This is a genomic window from Streptomyces sp. NPDC020362 (assembly GCF_040642095.1).
GTDB lineage: Bacteria > Actinomycetota > Actinomycetes > Streptomycetales > Streptomycetaceae > Streptomyces.
The window spans coordinates 1-20,358 of sequence record NZ_JBFAET010000161.1 but is presented as its reverse complement, the minus strand read 5'-3'; the positions used below and the strand labels follow the sequence as shown (position 1 = coordinate 20,358).

The following is a 20,358-nucleotide window of genomic DNA, read 5'->3' as shown; positions in this document are numbered from 1 at the left end:
GCGAACCGGCGGCCCTCGCCCGGGTCGCCCGCGGCCCGGCCGAACTCCTCGGCCGGGTCCTGCTGGTGCGAGAGGACGGCACGTACGAGGGCGGTCTGGGCGGGCACCCGGAGCTGGACCGGAGGACGGCGGCCGAGGCCCGGGCCCTGCTGGAGACCGGGCGCACCGGCACGGTGGACATCGCCGAGGACGGATCGCACTGTCCCGGCGGTCTGACCCTGCTGGTCGAGTCGAACGTGCCGCCCCCGCGCATGATCGTCTTCGGTGCGGTGGACTTCGCGTCGGCGCTGGCGCGCGCCGGCAAGTTCCTCGGCTACCACGTGACCGTCTGCGACGCCCGCCCCGTCTTCGCCACACGGGCCCGCTTCCCCGACGCCGACGAGGTCGTCGTCGACTGGCCGCACCGATATCTGCGGCGCACCGGGACCGACGCGCGCACGGTCCTGTGCGTGCTCACCCACGATGCGAAGTTCGACGTACCCCTGCTGAAGACGGCGCTCGGGATGCCGGTGTCGTTCGTCGGCGCGATGGGCTCGCGCCGCACCCACGAGGAGCGCAATCGGCGCCTGCGCGAAGAGGGTGTGAGCGAGCGCGAGCTGGCCCGGCTGCGCTCTCCGATCGGCCTCGACCTCGGCGCCCGTACGCCGGAGGAGACCGCCCTGTCGATCGCGGCGGAGATCGTCGCCGCCCGGCGGGGCGGGACGGGCGTTCCCCTGACCGGCTCGAAGACCCCGATCCACCGCGACCGGCAGGGGCCCGGCGGGGCGACGGCCGCCTGAGCACATGCCTCGGCGGTCCGGGAGGACCCGAGGCCCTGACCGCTCAGTCGTTGGGGCAGAGGACCCGAGGCCCTGACCGCTCAGTCGTTGGGGCACAGGACGAAGTCGTCGTGGGCGCGCCGGGTGAGGTCGTCGCCGAGCCCGGTGAGCGCCTCACGGATCCGGCGGAGGTGGGCGGTGGTCAGCTGGAGCGGGGGCTCCTCGGGCTGGTAGGTGGTGCGGACCGGGTAGTCCACGCCCGGCTCGGTGGTCATCTCGATGTGGCAGCCGAGCACATGCGTGACCGGCCGCCGGTCGGCGAACTCGATCAGGCGGTCGATGCTGCGGGTGAACTCGGTGACGTCCTCGATGTAGAGCCGGCCGGGATAGACGCTGTCACCGGTGAGCAGGAGGCCGGTGGCCGGGTCGAAGTAGGTGACGGCCGCCTCCTGGTGACCCGGGGTGGCCAGACACTCCAGCACCCGGCCGCCCAGGTCGACGGCGGCGACGGCGTCCGGGTCCGTGTCGAAACCGAAGTACCGCCAGGCGGTGGCGCGGTCGGCGCCGACCACCGCGGTGTCGGGACGGCCCGTGAACTGGCCGTCGCCCGCGACGTGGTCACCGTGCCCGTGGGTGTGCAGCACGAGCAGCTGGTAGCCGTCCCGGGGATGCCGGGCGAGCCAGTCCGCGAGAAGCCCGTCGACCACCCGGCGCAGCGGGAAGAACTCGGCGGCCTCGGTGGCGCCGGTGTCGATCAGCACGGCCCGTTCGTTGCCGCAGAGCAGGAACAGGAACGGCGCCTCGTAGTGGACCGCCATGTTCTGCCGCAGGATGAACGTGTGCTCGTCGTAGGCGTGGACCTGGATGTCGGGGTCGGTGTTGTGCTTGGCCGACGGCGAACCGTGGATCCACCGCACGTCCAGCGCGCGGGCCTCGGGAGCGGTGCGGGTGAAGTCGATCGGGTGCGTGCCGTTGTCCACGATGCCTCCGTGCGTGTGGCGTCCTGACGGGCCGGGTACGGCCCACATCTCGTGCGGGGCACGTACGAGCATGCGCCGGGAGGCGTCACCACGCCCCCGATCGAGCGGGCGGGCGTGCACCGGCCGCCAGGGCGGGCACGCACACACCGGCCGTTCGGGCGGTGCTCGCGGGCAGCGGCCCCTCCGGCGTCATCCGGGCTCGACGTCCCCGCTCCCGCCCGCGCCCGCGCCCGCCCCGGCCGCGGCCGCGGGCGGGGCGGGGGCGACCCGCTCGTCGGCCAGCAGACAGGCGGTGAGCGCCGCGGTGTCGTCCTGCAGCTGGTTGTGGCTGTAGGCCAGCAGGTCGTTGTGGAGCTGTTCCAGCAGCTCGCGGGGCGAGAGAGGCCCCCAGGAACGCAGGCGCTGGAGAAGGGGGTAGAACGACCCGCCCGGGTCGCGGGTCTCCGTGATGCCGTCCGTGTACAGCAGGAGCTGGTCGCCGGGCAGGAAGTCGTAGACATCGACCTGGTACGGGTCCTCGACGAGCATGCCGAGGTTCAGCGGCGGTGCCGACCGCCCGCGGTCCAGTTCGCGTACCTCGTCCCGGCGGATGAGGACGGGCGGCGGGTGGCCGCAGTTGACGACGCGGACGACCCGGCCGTCCGCGGGGACCTCGGCGAAGACGGCGGTCACGAACCGTTCGCCCAGCTCGCTTCCGCCCAGTTGTGCCGCCCTGCGGTCCATGCTCGTCTCCACCCGGCCCGCCAGGGTGGGAAGATCGGCCTCGTCGTGCGCGGCCTCGCGGAACGCGCCGAGCAGGGCGGCGGCGGTCTCGACCGCGACCAGACCCTTGCCGCGGACATCGCCGATGAGCAGCCGGACCCCGTACGCCGTGGGGACGGCCTCGTAGAGGTCGCCGCCGATGCGTGCCTCCGCGTCGGCGGAGAGGTAGAGGCTCTCCAGGAGGAGGTTGCCGATCCGGTGCGGTACCGGTCTGAGCAGGACGCGCTGCGCGATCTCCGCAACGAAGCGCACATCGGCGAGCGTGCGCTCCCGGCGGGTCCGATGGGCGGCCAGGATCGTGCCGAGGGCACCCACCAGGGCGGTGCAGATGTACGAGGCCACGTAATGGCGGTCCCACAGATAGCCGACGGACCGGCCCGCACAGCACGGGGTGCCCGCCAGTACCCCCTCGAACAGGACCGAGAACACCGTCGCACCGGCGACCACGAGGGGCCCGTGGGCGAATGCGGTCACCAGCGGCACGACGATCAGCGCGAAGCTCACCGGCCAGTCCGCAGGCGTCAGGGGCTCGATCACCAGAAGGGCCACGACGTACAGAACCGGAAGCCAGCGCATCCACGGCGGGGGCGCGGGAAGCCGGTACCGCACGACCGCGCCGGCCTCCGGCGCCCGGCCGATACGCCTGGTGTGCCCGTGCCTCACCCGCCACTCCTGCGCGCGGACACCGCCGGAGCTGCCCGGACGACCCGGACGGCGAGACGTACAGGCGGACGACACGCCTGACGGTTCGGCTTTCGCGGCCTTCGCACTCCGGACTCCTGTCACACGACCCCGACAAGAGGTCCAGCCTCCTGCGCCCGGTCGCGGCACACCGGCGATTGCTCCACTTGGCGGCATGTTCCGTCGCACGGTCCGACGGCGCCGAAGAGGCGGTCGCCACGGCCCCGGAATCCGTTCGGAGCAGCCGTCCGTACGAGGCGGGGAGTATAGTATTCATCGAGTGATGAATTACTGGTCGCGTGAAGGGCGGAACTCCCATGGAACGGACCACATGCTGTGTCGTGGGAGGCGGCCCCGCGGGCATGGTGCTCGCCCTGCTGCTGGCCCGATCCGGTGTCGCGGTCACGGTGCTGGAGAAGCACGCCGACTTCCTGCGCGACTTCCGTGGCGACACCGTCCACCCCTCGACCTTGGCCCTGCTCGACGACCTGGGCCTGGCCGACCGCTTCGCCCGGCTGCCGCAGCGCCGGGTGCGCACCGTCCAGCTGCCCGTCGGAGCCGGCCGCTCCATGGCCACGGTCGGGGACCTCTCGGTGCTGCGCGGCCCCTACAACTACGTGGCGATGGTGCCCCAGTGGGACCTGCTGGACCTGCTGGCGGAGGAGGCCGGGCGCGAACCCTCCTTCCAGCTGCGGATGAACACCGAAGCCACGTCCTTCCTCATCGAGTCCGGACGGGTGAGCGGGGTGCGCTACCGCACCAGCGACGGCCGCACCGGCGAGCTGCGCGCCGTCCTCACCGTCGCCTGCGACGGCCGTGGATCACTGGCCCGTTCCCGGCCGGAACTGGGACTGCACCGCTTCACCTGCCCGATGGACGCCTGGTGGTTCCGCCTGCCGCGCCACGAGGGCGACCCGCGCGGACTCGTCGGCGGGGCCGGCGACCGCTTCCTGACCGCGATGATCGACCGCGGCGACTACTGGCAGTGCGCCGCACTCATCCCCAAGGGCACCGACGCGCAGCGCCGGGCCGCCGGCCTCGACCGCTTCCAGGCCGACTTCGCCTCCGCCGTCCCCTGGATCGCCGACCGCACCCACGCCCTGCACGCGTGGGAGGAGGTCAAGTTCCTCGACGTACGCCTGGACCGCCTGCGCCGCTGGTACCGCCCCGGCCTGCTGTGCATCGGCGACGCCGCGCACGCGATGTCCCCGGTCTTCGGCATCGGGATCAACCTCGCGGTCCAGGACGCCGTGGCCGCCGCCCGCCACCTGGCCGAGCCGCTGCGCCGCGGGACGGTGGCCCTGCACGACGTACGCGGCGTGCAACGCCGCCGCCGTCCCACCACGGTTGCCACACAGGCGCTGCAGCGGGTGGCCCATGCCCGCGTCATCGCCCCCGTCCTGCAGGGCCGGCCACCGCTCGGCAGCGCGGAGCGGGCCGAACGCCTGGCGCGTCTGCTCACCGGGTCGCGCTGGGCACGCCGTCTGCCCGCGTACTTCATCGGATACGGCGCACTGCGAGAACGCCCGCCCGCCCCGGCCCTCCGCCGGCCCTAGACAGTGGCACCATGGTGGTGAGCATCACCCTGGACAGGGGGCGTTGGCCATGGCCGCATCACCATCGTCGCCCGCTTCCGTATCCCATCGCCCGGGACTGAGGCGCGAGATCGGCTTCATCGGACTCATCTGGGCGTCCGAGGGCTCGATCATCGGATCGGGCTGGTTGTTCGGCGCCCAGGGCGCCTTGGGGGCGGCCGGACCCGCGGCGATCATCTCCTGGGCCATCGGCGGCCTCGCGATTCTGATTCTTGCGCTGGTCCACGCCGAACTGGGCGGAATGTATCCGGTCTCGGGCGGCACCGCCCGCTTTCCGCACTACGCCTTCGGCGGAGCCGCGGGCGCGTCCTTCGGCTGGTTCTCCTGGCTGCAGGCGGCCACGGTGGCACCCATCGAAGTGCTGGCGATGATCACCTACGCCCAGCACTACTCATGGGCGAGCGGCTGGGAGAAGGTTCAGGGCGGCGAGCACGTCCTGACCCCGCCCGGAATCGCCGTAGCGGTGGGCCTGATGGCGGTCATCACAGCCGTCAACTTCCTCAGCATCCGTCTGCTGGCACGCACCAACAGCGCGGCGACCTGGTGGAAGGTCGGCGTTCCGCTGCTGACGATCTTCGTGTTCGCCGTCGCCCAGTTCCACGCGAGCAACTTCACGGCGGCCGACGGATTCGACCCCTACGGAGCCAAGGGCATCCTGTCCGCCGTCTCCACCAGCGGCATCATCTTCGCGCTGCTGGGCTTCGAACAGGCCGACCAGCTCGCCGGGGAGAGCGCCAATCCCAAGCGTGACATCCCGCGCGCGGTGATCGGGTCGATCGTCCTCGGCATCGTGATCTACATCCTCCTGCAGGTGACCTTCCTCGCCGCACTGCCCGCGTCCCAGATCGGCAGTCACTGGGCCACTTCCGCGTTCAATGCGCTCAGCGGTCCGTTCGCCCAGGTCGCCACCCTCATCGGCCTCGGCTGGCTGGCGACGGTCCTCTATCTCGACGCCGTGATCTCACCTGCCGGCACCGGCCTGATCTACATCACCGGCTCCTCCCGCGTCTCCTACGGCCTCAGCCGCAACGGCTACGTGCCCTCCGTGTTCGAGGCCACCAACCGGCGTGGCGTCCCCTGGGCGGGGCTCATCACCGCCTTCGTGATCGGCTGCATCTGCTTCCTGCCCTTCCCCAGCTGGCGCTCCCTCGTCGGGCTGATCACCAGCGCCAGCGTGCTCATGTACGCCGGAGCGCCGCTCTCCTTCGGGGTGTTCCGCAACCGGCTGCCGCAGGCCCACCGGCCCTACCGCCTGCCCGGAGGCAGCTGGATGTCGCCGCTGGCCTTCGTCGTCGCCAATCTGCTGATCCTGTGGTCGGGGTGGACCACCGACTGGAAGCTCGGCGTCGCCATCCTCATCGGCTACGTCGTCCTGGTGGCCAACCGGGTGTTCAGGATGAACCCGATCACCCCTCAACTCGATCTGCACGCCGCCCAGTGGCTGCCCGCCTACCTGGTCGGCATGGGCCTGATCGTCTACCTCAGCGACTTCGGTCCGCTCAAGCACCCCTGGTTCCCGCTGTGGTGGGACATCGGCGTCACCGCGGCCTTCAGCCTCGCCGTCTACTACTGGGCCCTCGCGGTCGCCCTGCCGACCGAGAAGATCCAGTCGCTGATCGACCAGGTCGTGGTCCCCGAGGAGGAGGACATCCTCTGACCCGGGAGGGCCGCCGTATCGCCCGCTTCCTCTACCAGGGCCAGTACTCGAAGCCGTTGCCGGTGTACCAGTCGAGGCGGGTGCTGCCGCAGACACCGCTGTGGAAGTCGAGGAAGTCGGAGTAGACGGCCTTGACCGACCTCTTGGGAAAGGTCACGGAAATCTCGGTGGTGAGGGTGCCTCGCGCGGGAACGGTTCCCAGGGACAGGCTCCCGGAGTTCCACAGGGGGAGCGAGCCGTTGGTCTTCGCGTTCCAGCGCAGGCTCGCCTTGTGCCAGTGCCCCTTGCCCACGCGCCACTGCACGAGGGGGGCCGGTCCGCGATTCTTCATGAGGTTGCCGATGGCGAAGACGTACGTCGCCCTGGTCAGCGCCACGGCTTCCTTGTTGCGGACACGGATACGGGCGTGCAGCGGCACATCGGGGCGCCGGGCGGTGGGAACCGCTGAGCCGGCGGCGTCGGCGGCCGAGACCGCCCCGTACGAGCACGCGTAGGCAGCCGCCGCGGTGGCCTGCGGCTGAGCGGCCGCGGCACCGGCGACGCCGGGAAGCGTGCCAAGGATGCCGGCCGTGGCAACAAGAGCGGCTCTGCCCCGAACGTTGGCTCTCATCATGTCCCCCTCAAATCCCTGATCAACGGGCGTCATCATAGCCACAAAAGACTCATCCGAAGTCCACGGTGTCATCAGTCCGATCGGAAAACGGCCCTGCCGATTCCGCTGCCGGTTGCCGCTGTAAAGGTTTGGAAATCCCGCTCGGCGGAGGGCCCGCACGGGGATGATGAGGCGTGCACTCGCTGCGAGGGGGGCGGCCATGGAGCTGCGTCATTTCAGATATTTCATCGCCGTGGCGGAGCAGAACAGTTTCACCAGAGCCGCCGCCCGTCTTCATGTGTCCCAGCCGGCACTCAGTCAGCAGATCCGGGATCTGGAGCGGGAATTGGGAGTGGACCTGTTGTGCCGGGGACCCGGGGGAGCCGTGCCCACTCCGGCGGGTGAGGTCTTCTACGACCGTGTCCGCAAGGTGCTGACCGAGGTGGACGAGGCGGCCGGTGCCGCCAGGCGGGCAGCGCACGATCGCGTCACGCTACGCATCGGAATCGCGCTTCCGCTGCCCATGGAGATCCATGTCCCCGTGCTGAGCGCGTTCGCCGAGGCATATCCGCAGGTGCGCCTGGCCTGGCGGGAGATCGGGTTCGCCGAGTGCGATCAGCCACTGATCAACGGGGAGATCGATGTGGCCCTGATGCGACTGCCCGTCGATCCCGAGCTGTTGGTGTGGGAGCAATTGATCGACGAACCGCACGGTCTGGCTGTTCCGGTCGGTCACCCGTTGAACGACGCCCCCGAGGTCAAACTCGCGGACGTGATCGACGAACCCCTGCCTCTGGTCGACTCGGTGGTCTCGAAACGAATGCGGCGGTACTGGCAGTTGTACGCGCAGCGCAATGACCTCCCGCCGCAGTTCGTCGGCCAGCCCGTCGGAACGCCCCAGGAACTCCTGTTGTCGGTCAAGCTGAACCGAGTGGTCTGCCCAGGGCCCTACACATGCCGGAACATCCCTCTTCCGGCGGGTGTCCGGATCGTGGAACTGTTCGACCTGCCCCGAGCGGTGACCGTGGCAGCCCGCCGACGCGACGATCAGCGCGAACTGCCGCTGCAGTTCTCCGAACTGGCATCTCTGACCGCCCGTCAGACCATCCGGGATTCCCGGTAAGCCATAACCGCTGATTATCGGCCATAGGAAAGCGGACTTCGACACCGGCCGCACCGTTCCAAGATGCTGGTTTCCGGTCCACTCGGACCCCGCTGACTTTGGAGCCCCGTATGCGACTTCGGCGCTGCATGCCCCTGACCGTGGCCGCGGCCACCATTGCGGCCCTCCTCACCGGTCTGGCCCCCGAGGCCTCCGCCCGCCCGAGCGGCCTGGTCCGCGATCCGGGTTTCGAGGAGCAGAACAGCCGTACAGTCTCCGGCGCATGGAAGGGAGAAGGACCGGACTACAAAGGCATCGACACAGACCTCGGATACCAGAAGACCGGTCGGAAGAACGCGTTCATCCGTACCTCCAGCCGCAACTGGAACGCCATCGCCCAGACGCTGACGGTCAAACCCCAGACCGTGTACCACCTGGAGGGCTGGGTGCGGACCTCGGGCAACTACACCACCGGATACTTCGGAGCGCGCGGAAGCAATGGCCGCACGATCGTCCAGAAGAACTTCGGCAAGGTCCTCACCAACGGCGCCTACCAGTACCTCTCCATGGCCTTCAACTCCGGCACCAACACCTCCGTCACGCTCTACGCGGGCTACGTCGCCCCCGGCGCGGACTCCTGGGTCCAGATCGACGACATCGACCTCGCCGACAGCCCCTACGGCAACTGGGCCGGTTACGTGGTGCCCAGCAGCCCCGTCAACGCGGCGCCCCACGCCGTCACCGCAGTGTGGACCGAGCCCGCCTTCATCTGCCAGGACAACCCCGACAACCACCTCAGCGTCTGGGTGGGCCTGGACGGGCTGGACACCAGCGACACCGAGAGCCTGGTCCAGGTCGGCGTCCATGCCGCCTGCCGCGGCGGCCTCTACCCGGAGCATCGAGCGTTCTGGGAAGTCATCGACGCGGGCGCCGACACGCGTGAGCAACCGGTCCCGATGGTCGTACAGGCCGGGGACCGCATCTCGGCCTCAGTCGTCCGAAGCACCGCCGATCCCGCCGACTACATCCTCACCATCGACAACCTCTCCCGGCCGGGACAGCGCCAGACGCTCACCAAGAGGGCGCCCGACGCACGCTCGGAGAGCGCCGAGATCATCGCGGAGCGCCCCGATGTCACCCTGGGCGCAACGTGGCCGACGACCGTCAACATCCCGTTCTCCTACGTCACGGTCGACGGCGCGCCGCTCGGCGCCCACGACGCACTCGCACTCCGCAGCCGGCAGTTCGACAAGGGGATCGACTACGGCCCCTCGCCCGCCACCACCGACAGCGGCGGCTACAGCAACTTCACCGTCTCCTCTCACCAGGGGTAGGTTCCATGTCTTGCGCCGACACACCCTCGATATCGCGCCGCACACTGCTGACCGCGGCGGCCGGAAGCGGGCTCGCGCTCGCTGCCGGCGCCACCGTCACGCTGGCGACCGCCTCACCCGCCCAGGCCTGGCAGCACCTGTGGACGTGGTGCCACCAGTGCAGCCAGCTGTGGTTCTCCGGCAACGGCAGCGGATACTGCCCGGTCGGCAGTGGCGTCTTCGGCTGGGACCACGGGCACCAGAGCGCCGGCAGCGGCGACTACGTGCTGCTCTACGACACCGACCCGGGCGTCGGCGACACCTACTGGAGGTGGTGCCGCGCCTGTGCCGCACTGTGGTCGCAGGGGTGGTGGGACAGCGGGCGGACGACCTCGTACTGCCCCAACAGCAAGGTCTCGCTGCGCTGGCACAACTGGTCCGGCTCGGGCAACTACAAGATCGAGGCGCTGCCCGACGGCGTCAACGGGCCCGGTGGCCAGCGGAAGTGGTTCCTGTGCATCAAGTGCTCCGGCCTCTTCTTCACCGGCAACGGCTCCAACGGCACCTGCCCCGCCGGCGGCGCCCACCAGCACTGGCTCCCGCCCCAGCCCCAGATCGGCTACGAGTACGTACTGCGCGAGCGTTGAGTGCGTACTCCCAGGCCTCCCTGCGGTGATCAGCGCTGAGCGGAGCGATCCCTGTACGGGTTCGGTACCGATCGGCAATGACCCCTGGGGTTCGGCACCGATTGGCTCTGTCCACGGGAGCGGAGAGCCACTGGGCACCGGCGGCAAGGGGCGGTGCAGCGTGAGCCCGGGCTCGGTTCGGGCTCACCGTGGAGGGGCCGAGCCGCTCGATGACCTCGCGCATCTCCTCCCCGTCGGCTTCGTAGGGTCGAGCGTGTCCAGCGTGATCAGCCGCCATCCGTCGACCGTGCTTGCCGCTGCCCGCTCACCCGCCGCTCCCGCATACACCGCCTCGGGCTGGACGTGGCCGCTGCCGAGCACATCGGCGGACGCGGTGCGGTCGTCGTGGTTGCCGGTCGTGAAGAAGACTCTCGCGCCTCGTCGGCCGGCGCATTCGGACAGCATCCCGCGCGCCCGCTCGTACGCCTCGCGGGAACCGTCGTCCGCGACATCGCCGGTGACCACGATCGCGTCGAGGTCGTGCAGGTGGTCCAGTTCGGCCGGCAGGCGGCGGAGTGCCGCAGTGCCGTCGGCCCCGTCGGTGTCAGGGCCACCCGACGGGTCGCGATGAGTGTCGGAAAGATGCAGGATCTGCATCGACCGACGTCAGCCTGCGGCGCCCACGCCGGGCCATGGCCTTTCAGGCACGCTCGGTGGATCCGGCGGAAGATCCGGCCGCCACGACAGACCCGGACCAGGCGCTTTGCATAAAGATGCGATTCATGGCATAGTCTTCCCATGTCCAAGGTCCTCACCTCCCTCCCCGTCGGCGAGCGCATCGGCATCGCGTTCTCGGGCGGCCTCGACACGTCGGTCGCGGTTGCCTGGATGCGCGACAAGGGCGCCGTCCCGTGCACGTACACCGCCGACATCGGCCAGTACGACGAGCCCGACATCGACTCGGTGCCCGGCCGCGCAAAGACCTACGGCGCCGAGGTCGCGCGGCTGGTCGACTGCCGCGAGGCGCTGGTCGAGGAGGGCCTGGCCGCACTCGCCTGCGGTGCCTTCCACATCCGCTCGGGCGGGCGCCCCTACTTCAACACCACGCCGCTCGGCCGCGCCGTCACCGGTACGCTCCTGGTCCGGGCGATGCTCGAGGACGACGTACAGATCTGGGGCGACGGCTCCACCTTCAAGGGCAACGACATCGAGCGGTTCTACCGCTACGGCCTGCTCGCCAACCCGCACCTGCGGATCTACAAGCCCTGGCTGGACGCGGACTTCGTGACCGAACTCGGCGGCCGCAAGGAAATGTCGGAGTGGCTCCTCGCCCACAACCTGCCCTACCGCGACAGCACGGAGAAGGCGTACTCCACCGACGCCAACATCTGGGGCGCCACCCACGAGGCCAAGACCCTGGAGCACCTGGACACCGGCATCGAGACCGTCGAGCCGATCATGGGGGTGCGGTTCTGGGACCCCGACGTCGAGATCCTCACCGAGGACGTGACGATCGGCTTCGAACAGGGCCGCCCGGTGACGATCAACGGCAAGGAGTTCCCCTCCGCCGTCGACCTGGTGATGGAGGCGAACGCCATCGGCGGCCGCCACGGCCTGGGCATGTCCGACCAGATCGAGAACCGGATCATCGAGGCCAAGAGCCGCGGCGTCTACGAGGCTCCGGGCATGGCCCTGCTGCACGCGGCATACGAGCGCCTGGTCAACGCGATCCACAACGAGGACACCGTCGCCCAGTACCACAACGAGGGCCGGCGCCTCGGCCGGCTGCTCTACGAGGGTCGCTGGCTGGACCCGCAGGCGCTGATGGTGCGCGAGTCGCTGCAGCGCTGGGTCGGAGCGGCGATCACCGGCGAGGTGACCCTGCGGCTGCGGCGCGGTGAGGACTACTCACTCCTCGACACCACCGGTCCGGCGTTCAGCTACCACCCGGACAAGCTCTCCATGGAGCGCACCGAGGACTCGGCGTTCGGCCCCTCGGACCGGATCGGCCAGCTCACCATGCGCAACCTCGACATCGCCGACTCCCGCGCGCGGCTCGAACAGTACGCGGTCCTGGGCATGGTCGGCAGCGGTCACCCCACGCTGATCGGCGCGGCACAGGCCGCCTCGACCGGTCTGATCGGCGCGATGGACAGGGGCGGCGCCGAGGTGATCGCCTCGCGCGGCGAGGCCGCCGAGGAAGAGGAGACGATGCTGGACCGCGCCGCGATGGAGTCCGGCACGGACTGACACCGGCAGTCACCTGTTCAGCAGTCACCTGTGCACGGGCAGTGGGCCCGGCGGGTGTGCTCCGCCGGGCCCACTGCCGCTGCAGCTCGCAAGGACCTGCCTCGGTGTCACCACGTCGCGCACGGGCCTCGTAGAGTTCGTGGGGATGAAACCAGACGACACACCCGACTCCGTTCTCCCGATGCTGACTTCCGCGCAGGCCTCGCACCTGCGGACGCTGGCCGCCCCCTACGCCCAGGACGGCCACCACCACTCCCTGCACAATCTCGCACACATATGCCGCAAGGCGCCCGAGGAGCGGTGGCCCGGCCTGGTCGCCGCACACTTCGCCCGGCTGCAGCAGGCGAGCAAGGGCGACGAGAGCGCGGAGGAACTGCTGCGCGGCGTGCATGCCCGGCTGCTGCCCGCCGAGTCGCTCACCCCCGAACTCGCCGGCGCTCTGCGCTACGCCCGTGTGGTGGCCGACGGACTCGTCTTCGCCTATGCCCTCGACGGACCCACCAGCGTGCGGATCCTCACCGACCGCGACGTGGAGCGCGCCGGGATCGAGGAGCTGGGCCGGGCGGCGTACACGAATCTGATGCGCGTGCCTGTCCAGCACGACGAAGTGCCCGTCGAAGGGCGGGCGAGGCTGCACTCCCTGTACGGAGACTCCCCGTTCACTGCCGGCAAGGCACTGTTCCTGGACGCAGCGGCCCGGCAGGTCGTCGGCGAGCCGCTCCCCGACGCCGGCGCTCTCGTCGTCGTACCGACGCGGCACAACCTGGTGTACCACCCGATCGCCGACGGCTCCGTCGTGGACGCCGTCAACAGCCTTGCCGCATACGCTCTCGGCGCTCACGAGGACGGGCCGGGCGCGCTGTCACCGCGGGTGTACTGGTGGCACCGCGGCAGCCTGACCTCGCTCACGGTCATCGACCGCGACACCCTCACCTTCTCCCTGCAGCCGCCCCCGCAACTGCTGGGCCTGATGAAGGGCCTGGTCCGCCTCGACCGCGCCGGCCGGCTGGCCCCGCGTACCGCGGCCGAGGCTCCCGACCCGGTCGAACTCACCCGCACCACAGCCGAGTCGATGGGACGCCTCGGCCAGGACCCGGCAGGACTGGCCGACGCCTTCGCGTCCGCCCTCGCACTCGCCCACGCCCGCTGCGCCGCCGATCCCCGAGCGGCGCACATCGACACCTGGGACGCATGGGCCACCGCGGTCCAGCTGGGTTCCGCACTGTTCACCGGTGCCCAGCCGCAGGAGTGCCATCTGGGCGAGGACCTCGTCAGGCACCTGCCCGCCACGGCCGCCGAACCGCCCGCGGACGCCCGCGCCTGGCTCGACGCCCTCTACCTCGCGGTCGTGTGCCGCCAGAAGGACCGGATCGACCGGCTGTGCCAGGTGCCGCTGGAGACGCTGCGCCAGGACGACTCCGTGGACGAGTACGTCCTCAACTGGATCGACACTCTGCAGACCTACTTCTCCCGCCGCTCCATGGACGACGTCGTGCAGAAGCTGCTCGCCACCATGGAGACGTCCATGCCCGACGCCCTGACCCACGCGCCGAAGGACTTCGTCAACCGGATCGACTACCAGCCGACCGCCCTCTTCCACCGCCTCATCGCGGGCGACCACGACGCCTTCGCTGCGGCGCTTGCCGAAGCGGTCACGGAACACGCAGGCTACTGGGGTGAATCGGTGGCGCCACGAGCCCGGGTGGCGCTCGGACCGCTCGCGATGGCGAGCCTCGCCCACGACCACGGATTCCCCGTCGCGCCGGATCAGCCGCACCTGCCCACGTGCCTGCTCGACCGCCAACGGATCGAGGACATCCCCTGACAGCGTGCGCCCGGGCCTGACGGACCGCCCGGCGGGAGCCGGTGCTGATGCCGGGGTGCCGACGACAGGCGATCCCGGCGAAGCCCCCGTTGGCGACGGCATCGACGCCGAGCGTGTCGCCGGCCTGTTCGGTGACGAGGGCGAGAGGCGACGGCTCGATGACCGTACGCCCGTCACTGGACACCCTCTTGACAAGGTGGCGTCGACCGCTACGGCAGGCCCCAGGCCGGGCCCGGCTCGCTGACGGCGACGGGCGCGATGACGAGGTCGGGCCGGGACCCGGAGTGGACGAGGACCTCGCGTCCCCGGGGCAGGTCGATGGCGAGGGTGCCGTCGCCCAGGTCCTGGGTGTGCGCCGGGGTGCCGTCGTCCAGCAGCACGGTGAGCGTCGAACCGAGGCCGTGCCGGAGCCTGAGCGGCTCGCCCGCCAGGCTTCTGATCCGGATGAAGCGGGTCGTCCCGGCCTTGCGCACGGCACTGACCAGGAAGGCGCCCTGGGTGCGGAAGTTGTGCAGTGTGACGTCCGCCCAGGCTCTCGGGACGGCCGGGAACACGCGGATCACACCGCCCCAGCTCTGGCAGAACATGTCATGCAGGGACTGCGAGGCCGACAGGGGCGTCTCGATGACCGGACCGGCCTCGGTGTAGTGCGTGTTGGCGCGGCAGGGGAAGCGGGTGGTGGGGTCGAAGAACTTCCGCAGGTACGTGATCGCCGTGTCCCCGTCACCGGTCATGGCGTACATCGAGGCGGCCCCGGTGTAGCTGTAGCCGCGGTGGGCGCCGGTCAGCGCGTGCCAGTGGGCAACCGACTTCGCGATCAGGTCGCGGCTCTCGGGCTGGTCCCAGTTGACGAGGTACAGGGGGTACACCATCAGCAGGTGCGAGTAGTGCCGGTGGGACTGCGCGTACGGGGTGCCGGCGCCGATCATGAAGCCGTTCTCGTCGACCGGGTACGGGGTGAGCCTGGCCAGCACCTCCTGCCAGCGCGGTATCAACTCGTCGTCGATGCCGAGCAGTCGGGCCGACTCGACGAGCGTCCGGCAGCCCCAGCGGATCAGGGCGAGGTCGTAGTTGGTGTCCTGCGGCGGTACGACGGGGTATTCGGGCGAGAGCGTGCTCGGCAGGTGGAGCCTGCCGTCGCTGCCCGGCGTGAGGAAGTGCAGGTAGTAGTTGACCGCCCGGCGAAGGACCGGGAAGACGGTGTCGCGCAGCAGGGCCTTGTCCATGGAGTGCCGGTAGGACAGCCACACGTTGTGCAGGGCCCAGGTGAGGTCGCCGGTCTCGGCGCCGGTGCCCGGTTCCCCCACGCCGCGGTCGGCGAACATGTCGGAGCTGCGGCCGATGCCGGAGCTGTCCGCGCGGTAGGGGGCGGGAACGTTGGCCATGAGCTGTTCCTGGCTCTGCCGCAGGGTGGTGGCGAGCGAGTCCAGCTCCGGGTGGTTGAACCCATGGATGAGCCAGTACTCCAGCTGGACGTTGAGGTTCCACCAGACGGCGGGCCAGGGCGTGGGCTCCAGCCATGGCCCGGAGGTGGCCATGACGGGGCCGTTCGCACGGCTGGCCGAGGCGACCTTGTACAGCTGGATCCAGTGGAAGCTCTGCAGCCGCTGGTCGGGGAACGAGACGAAGCTCTTGCCATAGAAGTCGTGCCACCAGCGGATGTGCCGCCGTCGCAGGGCTGCGTACGACGTCGCGCGCCGGAGGTTGTGCAGGGAGGCGGCCTCGGCGGCGCTGTCGGAGGGCGAACTGTGTCCGACACTCAGGAGCAGGTCGTCGTCGGTGCGCCGGTACGCGGTGGCGGTCTGGCCGCCGCCGGTGAGGGGCTGGAGGACCTGCCGGGTGCCGTCGGAGGCGGTGCGCGTGGTCCAGGGCGGATTGGGGGTGTAGCCGGAGGGCGGGGCCTCGCTCAGGCTCCGGGGGCTGACTGCCTCCTCGGGATGGAACGTCCAGACGACCCGTTCGCCGCCTCCTGCTCTCACGCGGACGGCCAGGACCTCGTCGTGGATGAGGGCGGCGAGGGTGAGCGTGCCCGCGGTGGTGGTCACGGTGCCGGTGAGTTCGGCGTTCCACAGGCTCAGCCGCCAGTCGGCCGCGGTGATGGTGCCGGCCGGTTCGAGGGTGAGATGCCCGACCGGCAGGCGGCAGGTGCCCCACCCGCTGCCGAACTCGGGCCGGTGGTCCTGGACGCGGCCGTGCTGCACCGTGAAGCGGACCTGGTTGGCGCCGGGCTCCTGGTGGATCATGCTGCCGAGCAGGCCGTCGCCGAGGAAGGGGCCCTCGTGCCAGAGGGCGGGCATCCTGGCCCAGATCAGGTCCTGATCGCGCAGGAACCGCTCCCAGGCGCCCTCGCCGGTCATCGTGTCGCGCAGCTTCCAGGGGCGTCCGCCGCCCTCGGCCGTGGGACCGGTGTCGGCCCGGACCGGCTGCGCGGGCTGTTCGGCGTGGGCCGTCCCGGGCAGGGCCGCCGCTGCCGCCCCGCCCAGCGCGGTGCCGAGCACGGCTCTGCGCGGCACCGCCGAGCGCTTCCCCGACTGCGAGGTCATCATCGTCCTCCAGAGCTGACGGGTCGTCGAGACATCGGGTGTATCGGAGAACCTAGGCATGCCGCGTGCACCTGTCAATGACTCCATCCGCGACGAGCGAAGGTCGATATGAGTCTATTTATCAGCGGATTCGGACTTCCTCCTGCGGGAACGCATGCGTGGAGGGCAGTGACTCATCCGATGTATGGGGAAGTTGGCGACACGAGGGGTCGGCGGCAGGAAGAAAAGAACATCCTGCCGTCACCTGCCGTACCCCGGGCCGGGGCACGGTGGCGGCATGACGCACGACCGCATTCCCTCCGTCGACGAGCTGATGGCGCTGCTGGCCGACTGCGAGGACGTCTGGGACCGCCCGGACCGCTCCGGCGACCCGGTGGCCGTCCTCGACCACGGCCTCCAGGTCGCCTCCGTGCTGGCCGAGCGCCACCCGGAGGACGAGCAACTGCAGGTGGCCGGGCTCGTCCACGACATCGGCCACCACCTCGTCCCCGACGACGAAGCGGGCCACGGCACACATGCCGCGAGGGCGGTCGAGGGCCTGCTGGGGGCACGGGTGGCTCGCCTGGTCGCCCTGCACATTCCCGCCAAGCGCTATCTGGCCGCCGCCGATCCGGGCCTCGTGCTGTCGCCGGAGAGCGCCCGCACGCTCGGCTGCCAGGGCGGGCCGATGACGCGCGACGAGATCGCGGACTTCGAGGCCGACCCCGACTTCGCGGCGGCGGTGGCGCTGCGCCGCGCCGACGACGCGGGGAAAGTGGTGGGTCTGCAGGTGGCGGCACTGGAGTCCTGGCGACCCGTCGTGGAGCGCGTCGCCGCTGCCGCCCACTGAGACGCCCCGGGACAGGTCGCCGCCGGTTCCGGGTGGCGACGCTGCCGTGCCGGGTTCCGTCGGGTACCGGGGACCGCGTGTCCGGCCGGACCTGACCGCATGCCTGTGCGCGTCCGGTCGCCGGGCGCACCGGACGCGTCAGGGTGGTGGGGCGCGGCACGGCCTACACGGCCATGGCCTCCTGGAGCCAGCGGGAGACGTGGTACGGCAGCCACCAGACGAGGTCGTCCGCGCGCAGGACAAGATGTTCCGCGGTGAGCTCCTGAAGGATGTCGGCGGAGATGTCCGTGTGGTGCACGCCCCGGTCGAGCCGGGCGATGGCGGCCGGGTAGCGGGGATCGTCGGCGGTGAACCGGCGCAGATCGCCCCAGCGCCGGTCGCGGATCTGGAGGAAGCCCGGGCCGCGGCGCCATACGAGCTTGCAGAGGTAGTGGCGGGTTCGCCAGGCGTGCAGGGCCGTGTCGGCGTCGGCGAGGCCGGCGACGGTGCGTGGCGGGTGCAGATGGGACAGCACCTTCCACAGGTGGTCGGCCCGGTCCGGGGGCAGGGACAGATCCCAGTCGACCTGGACGGCGCGTGCCGTCAGGTCGCGGACCAGGCAGAGCCGGTCGATCGCCGCGCGGGCGGCGGCCCGCCCGGGAGCGGCGAGGTCCACGGGGATGTCGAGTTCGGCGCGTCGTGTGCCCATGGCCCACAGCCGTTCGGCGTCGCCGGGATCCGCGCCGAGCGGGACGTGGCCCAGGGACATGCCCGGCAGTGTCCGGGCCTCGGGGTCGTGGTCGCGCCAGGCCTGGACGGCCGGGTTCGATGTGCTCGGTGACATGGTCGGTCCTTGTCGGTGGCCGGGGACGGATCGGCGCGTGGGCGCGTCGGCGAGGTCAGGGGAGCGCGGGAGCCGGTGCGCCGTGAGCCGCGGTGACGGGTTCCCCGGCCGGTTCGGCCGTGGGGCGGGCGTGCACGTGGCGCATGTAGTCCAGGCGCAGGAGGTCCTGGTTGACGGAGGCGGGTGCGATGTGGACGTACTGGCCCGCGTCGGTGAAGGTCACGCCCAGAGCGGTCCAGGTGTCCAGCAGGGCCTGTACGTCCTCGGGAGTTCGGTCGCCCAAGCCGGCGGCGGAGGTCGCCTTGCGGTGCAGGGCCGTGGGGGAGTGCGGCTGGTCCAGGAGACGGAACACCGCGAGGGCGAACGGGTCGGTCAGGCGCACGGACTGCCAGTCGGAGGAGTGCCTCCGGCTGACCAGGACGATCTCGTCCCCGAGGTCGGTGTGGGTGAGCCTGGCGTCGGTGTGGTGCTTCTTCCACGCGGCGATGGCGTCGTTCAGCCGCGTCACCGTGTCCTTGCCGATGCCGCGTTCGGGAGCCTGGAAGACATAGGCCAGGTCGTACAGCTCCTCCTCGGGCAGGTCGTAGGTGAACAGGTAGTGCTCCTCGGGGCGCAGTCCGGTGAAGCCCAGTTCGGGCCTGTTGAAGTAGGGGCTGAAGCGTTCGATGGCGATCCGGGCGGACAGGTCGACCGGCGGGTTCAGGTGCTCCAGCGCTGGCAGCTGGCGGATGACGGGGTCGTAGTCCGCGGCGGTTTCGCCGGGGAAGCCGTGCAGGTAGTTCCAGGAGACGGACAGTCCCGTCTCGGCCGCGTCCCGGAGCATGCGCACGTTCTGGCAGCCGCTGACCCCCTTGTCCATGAGGTCGAGCACCTGGCTGTTGAGGCTCTCGATGCCCGGCTGGACGTAGATGAGTCCGGCGTCGGCCAGGATCTGCAGCTGCGGGCGGCGCATGTTCGCCTTGATCTCGATGTGCATGCGCAGGTCGTAGCCGCTGTCGATGATCCGGGGCAGCACGGTGGACAGGTACCGCATGTCCAGGATGTTGTCGACGACGTACATGTCGAGGACGCGATGGCGCTCCGCCAGGTCCATGATCTCCTGGTAGAAGGTGTCCGGGCTCTTGCTGCGGAACTCCATGAACGAGCCGTTCAGACCACAGAACGTGCAGTGGTGCTTCTCCCCCCACCAGCAGCCGCGGGCGCCCTCGACGACCAGCTTGGGCTCCACCCAGTTGCGGGCGACGGACCCTGCGAGGCGTTCGAAGTAACCGCTGTAGTCCGGGGGCAGGATGGCCGCGGGGGGCAGGGGACCGGTGGGCATCGGGTTGGCGGTGGAGGAGGCGCCGTCGGGGCGATGGCACAGCCCCGGGATGCCGGCGAACGCGTCCGGCTCCGATCCGTCCCGCAGCGCTTCGAGCAGCCGGGGGAAGGCGTCCTCGCCCTCGCCGCGCACCACGAAGTCGACGAACGGGAAGTTGCGGTGCACGGCCGCACCCTGTTCGGCGTCGCAGTTGGCTCCGCCCATGACCGTCACGATCTGCGGGGCGAGCCGCTTGATGTGCCGAGCCACCGCAAGAGCGGCGGTGTTCTGCTGGAACGTGGACGTCAGCCCCACGACATCGGGCGCCAGCGCCGCCACCCGACGGGCGATCTCCGTCACGAACTCGGGCACGATCTCGTGCAGGTGGCGTGTCATCCGCATCCGTGCCGAGCGCAGCTTGCCGGTCATCGCCTCGGCGAACTCGGCGTCCTTCCAGGCCGGATCGTCGTACAGGGCGCTGGAGAACACCCAGTCGCCGCAGCCGAGGAAGTAGGACGACAGGGCGTAGTACTCGTAGTCCTCCGCGGAGAACTCGGTGCGCCGGGTGATCCAGTCGGTGAATTCCAGGTTGGCGTGCAGCACCTCGCACGTCGCGCCCGCAACGCGCTCGTCGACACTGCGTTTGAGGATGCCCAGGGCCAGGGAGGGCAGGTCGATGGGCGACCAGGGCATGTTGAGCAGGAGAACGCGCACGGTCGGCT

General features: G+C 70.5%; 16 protein-coding genes. 9 read left to right on the top strand and 7 right to left on the bottom strand.

The annotated features are described in order from the left end of the window. On the top strand, positions 1 to 779 hold a 779-nt coding region (locus tag AB0H32_RS36385), incomplete at its 5' end, for an XdhC/CoxI family protein (protein ID WP_361129989.1). A gap of 80 nt (positions 780 to 859) precedes the next feature. On the opposite strand, the gene AB0H32_RS36380 is transcribed toward AB0H32_RS36385, so the two are convergent. Together AB0H32_RS36380 and AB0H32_RS36375 are read right to left on the bottom strand one after the other, a co-directional pair. Beyond that, complete coding sequence (locus AB0H32_RS36380; RefSeq protein WP_361129986.1) at positions 860 to 1,738, bottom strand: MBL fold metallo-hydrolase; 879 nt, start codon at positions 1,736 to 1,738, stop codon at positions 860 to 862. 189 nt (positions 1,739 to 1,927) lie between these two features. After that, positions 1,928 to 3,163 carry a PP2C family protein-serine/threonine phosphatase gene (locus AB0H32_RS36375; protein ID WP_361129983.1) on the bottom strand — a complete coding sequence of 412 codons (1,236 nt, stop codon included), beginning with the start codon at positions 3,161 to 3,163 and terminating at the stop codon, positions 1,928 to 1,930. A 335-nt stretch (positions 3,164 to 3,498) separates the two neighbouring features. On the opposite strand from AB0H32_RS36375, the gene AB0H32_RS36370 reads away from it, so the two are divergent. Together AB0H32_RS36370 and AB0H32_RS36365 are read left to right on the top strand one after the other, a co-directional pair. After that, positions 3,499 to 4,737 (top strand): FAD-dependent oxidoreductase, encoded by a 1,239-nt coding sequence (locus AB0H32_RS36370; protein WP_361129980.1) that lies wholly within the window; start codon positions 3,499 to 3,501, stop codon positions 4,735 to 4,737. A gap of 49 nt (positions 4,738 to 4,786) precedes the next feature. Next, positions 4,787 to 6,433 carry an APC family permease gene (locus AB0H32_RS36365; RefSeq protein ID WP_361129977.1) on the top strand — a complete coding sequence of 549 codons (1,647 nt, stop codon included), beginning with the start codon at positions 4,787 to 4,789 and terminating at the stop codon, positions 6,431 to 6,433. Between the two features lie 31 nt (positions 6,434 to 6,464). On the opposite strand, the gene AB0H32_RS36360 is transcribed toward AB0H32_RS36365, so the two are convergent. Further along, entirely contained in the window at positions 6,465 to 7,043 is a 579-nt protein-coding gene (locus AB0H32_RS36360; protein WP_361129974.1) for a hypothetical protein, read from the bottom strand. Positions 7,044 to 7,245: 202 nt separating this feature from the next. On the opposite strand from AB0H32_RS36360, the gene AB0H32_RS36355 reads away from it, so the two are divergent. The 3 genes from AB0H32_RS36355 to AB0H32_RS36345 all read left to right on the top strand — a co-directional run bounded on the left by AB0H32_RS36355 (position 7,246) and on the right by AB0H32_RS36345 (position 10,087). Further along, positions 7,246 to 8,148 (top strand): LysR family transcriptional regulator, encoded by a 903-nt coding sequence (locus tag AB0H32_RS36355; protein ID WP_361129971.1) that lies wholly within the window; start codon positions 7,246 to 7,248, stop codon positions 8,146 to 8,148. A 110-nt stretch (positions 8,149 to 8,258) separates the two neighbouring features. Next, positions 8,259 to 9,461 (top strand): G1 family glutamic endopeptidase, encoded by a 1,203-nt coding sequence (locus AB0H32_RS36350; RefSeq protein WP_361129968.1) that lies wholly within the window; start codon positions 8,259 to 8,261, stop codon positions 9,459 to 9,461. Between the two features lie 5 nt (positions 9,462 to 9,466). Beyond that, complete coding sequence (locus AB0H32_RS36345) at positions 9,467 to 10,087, top strand: hypothetical protein (protein WP_361129965.1); 621 nt, start codon at positions 9,467 to 9,469, stop codon at positions 10,085 to 10,087. Positions 10,088 to 10,270: 183 nt separating this feature from the next. On the opposite strand, the gene AB0H32_RS36340 is transcribed toward AB0H32_RS36345, so the two are convergent. Beyond that, positions 10,271 to 10,723, bottom strand: a complete 453-nt coding sequence (locus tag AB0H32_RS36340; RefSeq protein WP_361129962.1) for a metallophosphoesterase — start codon at positions 10,721 to 10,723, stop codon at positions 10,271 to 10,273. Positions 10,724 to 10,864: 141 nt separating this feature from the next. Between AB0H32_RS36340 and argG the strand changes: the two genes are divergently transcribed. Both argG and AB0H32_RS36330 read left to right on the top strand, forming a co-directional pair. After that, positions 10,865 to 12,316, top strand: coding sequence for an argininosuccinate synthase (argG, locus tag AB0H32_RS36335; RefSeq protein WP_361129959.1), 1,452 nt, complete (start codon positions 10,865 to 10,867; stop codon positions 12,314 to 12,316). 145 nt (positions 12,317 to 12,461) lie between these two features. After that, a complete protein-coding gene (locus AB0H32_RS36330; protein WP_361129957.1) occupies positions 12,462 to 14,141 on the top strand; it encodes an immunity 49 family protein in 1,680 nt (559 codons plus the stop codon). A 209-nt stretch (positions 14,142 to 14,350) separates the two neighbouring features. Here the strand turns inward: AB0H32_RS36330 and AB0H32_RS36325 are convergent, their stop codons facing one another. Beyond that, a complete protein-coding gene (locus AB0H32_RS36325) occupies positions 14,351 to 16,684 on the bottom strand; it encodes a Tat pathway signal sequence domain protein (protein WP_361129954.1) in 2,334 nt (777 codons plus the stop codon). Between the two features lie 277 nt (positions 16,685 to 16,961). On the opposite strand from AB0H32_RS36325, the gene AB0H32_RS36320 reads away from it, so the two are divergent. After that, the gene (locus tag AB0H32_RS36320) at positions 16,962 to 17,513 is read left to right on the top strand and encodes an HD domain-containing protein (RefSeq protein WP_361129951.1); all 552 of its coding nucleotides are present in this window, start codon (positions 16,962 to 16,964) and stop codon (positions 17,511 to 17,513) included. A gap of 163 nt (positions 17,514 to 17,676) precedes the next feature. Here the strand turns inward: AB0H32_RS36320 and AB0H32_RS36315 are convergent, their stop codons facing one another. Both AB0H32_RS36315 and AB0H32_RS36310 read right to left on the bottom strand, forming a co-directional pair. Then, positions 17,677 to 18,336: a DUF5825 family protein gene (locus AB0H32_RS36315; protein WP_361129949.1), complete on the bottom strand. Its 660-nt coding sequence runs from the start codon at positions 18,334 to 18,336 to the stop codon at positions 17,677 to 17,679. A 55-nt stretch (positions 18,337 to 18,391) separates the two neighbouring features. After that, complete coding sequence (locus tag AB0H32_RS36310) at positions 18,392 to 20,350, bottom strand: RiPP maturation radical SAM C-methyltransferase (protein ID WP_361129992.1); 1,959 nt, start codon at positions 20,348 to 20,350, stop codon at positions 18,392 to 18,394. Positions 20,351 to 20,358 lie beyond the last annotated feature (8 nt).

Coding starts and splice junctions, on each gene's coding strand:
- AB0H32_RS36360 (WP_361129974.1), bottom strand. CDS start 7,043: ATGAGAGCCAACGTTCGGGGCAGAGCCGCTCTTGTTGCCACGGCCGGC.
- AB0H32_RS36340 (WP_361129962.1), bottom strand. CDS start 10,723: ATGCAGATCCTGCATCTTTCCGACACTCATCGCGACCCGTCGGGTGGC.
- argG (WP_361129959.1), top strand. CDS start 10,865: ATGTCCAAGGTCCTCACCTCCCTCCCCGTCGGCGAGCGCATCGGCATC.
- AB0H32_RS36345 (WP_361129965.1), top strand. CDS start 9,467: ATGTCTTGCGCCGACACACCCTCGATATCGCGCCGCACACTGCTGACC.
- AB0H32_RS36355 (WP_361129971.1), top strand. CDS start 7,246: ATGGAGCTGCGTCATTTCAGATATTTCATCGCCGTGGCGGAGCAGAAC.
- AB0H32_RS36330 (WP_361129957.1), top strand. CDS start 12,462: ATGAAACCAGACGACACACCCGACTCCGTTCTCCCGATGCTGACTTCC.
- AB0H32_RS36325 (WP_361129954.1), bottom strand. CDS start 16,684: ATGACCTCGCAGTCGGGGAAGCGCTCGGCGGTGCCGCGCAGAGCCGTG.
- AB0H32_RS36365 (WP_361129977.1), top strand. CDS start 4,787: ATGGCCGCATCACCATCGTCGCCCGCTTCCGTATCCCATCGCCCGGGA.
- AB0H32_RS36350 (WP_361129968.1), top strand. CDS start 8,259: ATGCGACTTCGGCGCTGCATGCCCCTGACCGTGGCCGCGGCCACCATT.
- AB0H32_RS36320 (WP_361129951.1), top strand. CDS start 16,962: ATGACGCACGACCGCATTCCCTCCGTCGACGAGCTGATGGCGCTGCTG.
- AB0H32_RS36315 (WP_361129949.1), bottom strand. CDS start 18,336: ATGTCACCGAGCACATCGAACCCGGCCGTCCAGGCCTGGCGCGACCAC.
- AB0H32_RS36370 (WP_361129980.1), top strand. CDS start 3,499: ATGGAACGGACCACATGCTGTGTCGTGGGAGGCGGCCCCGCGGGCATG.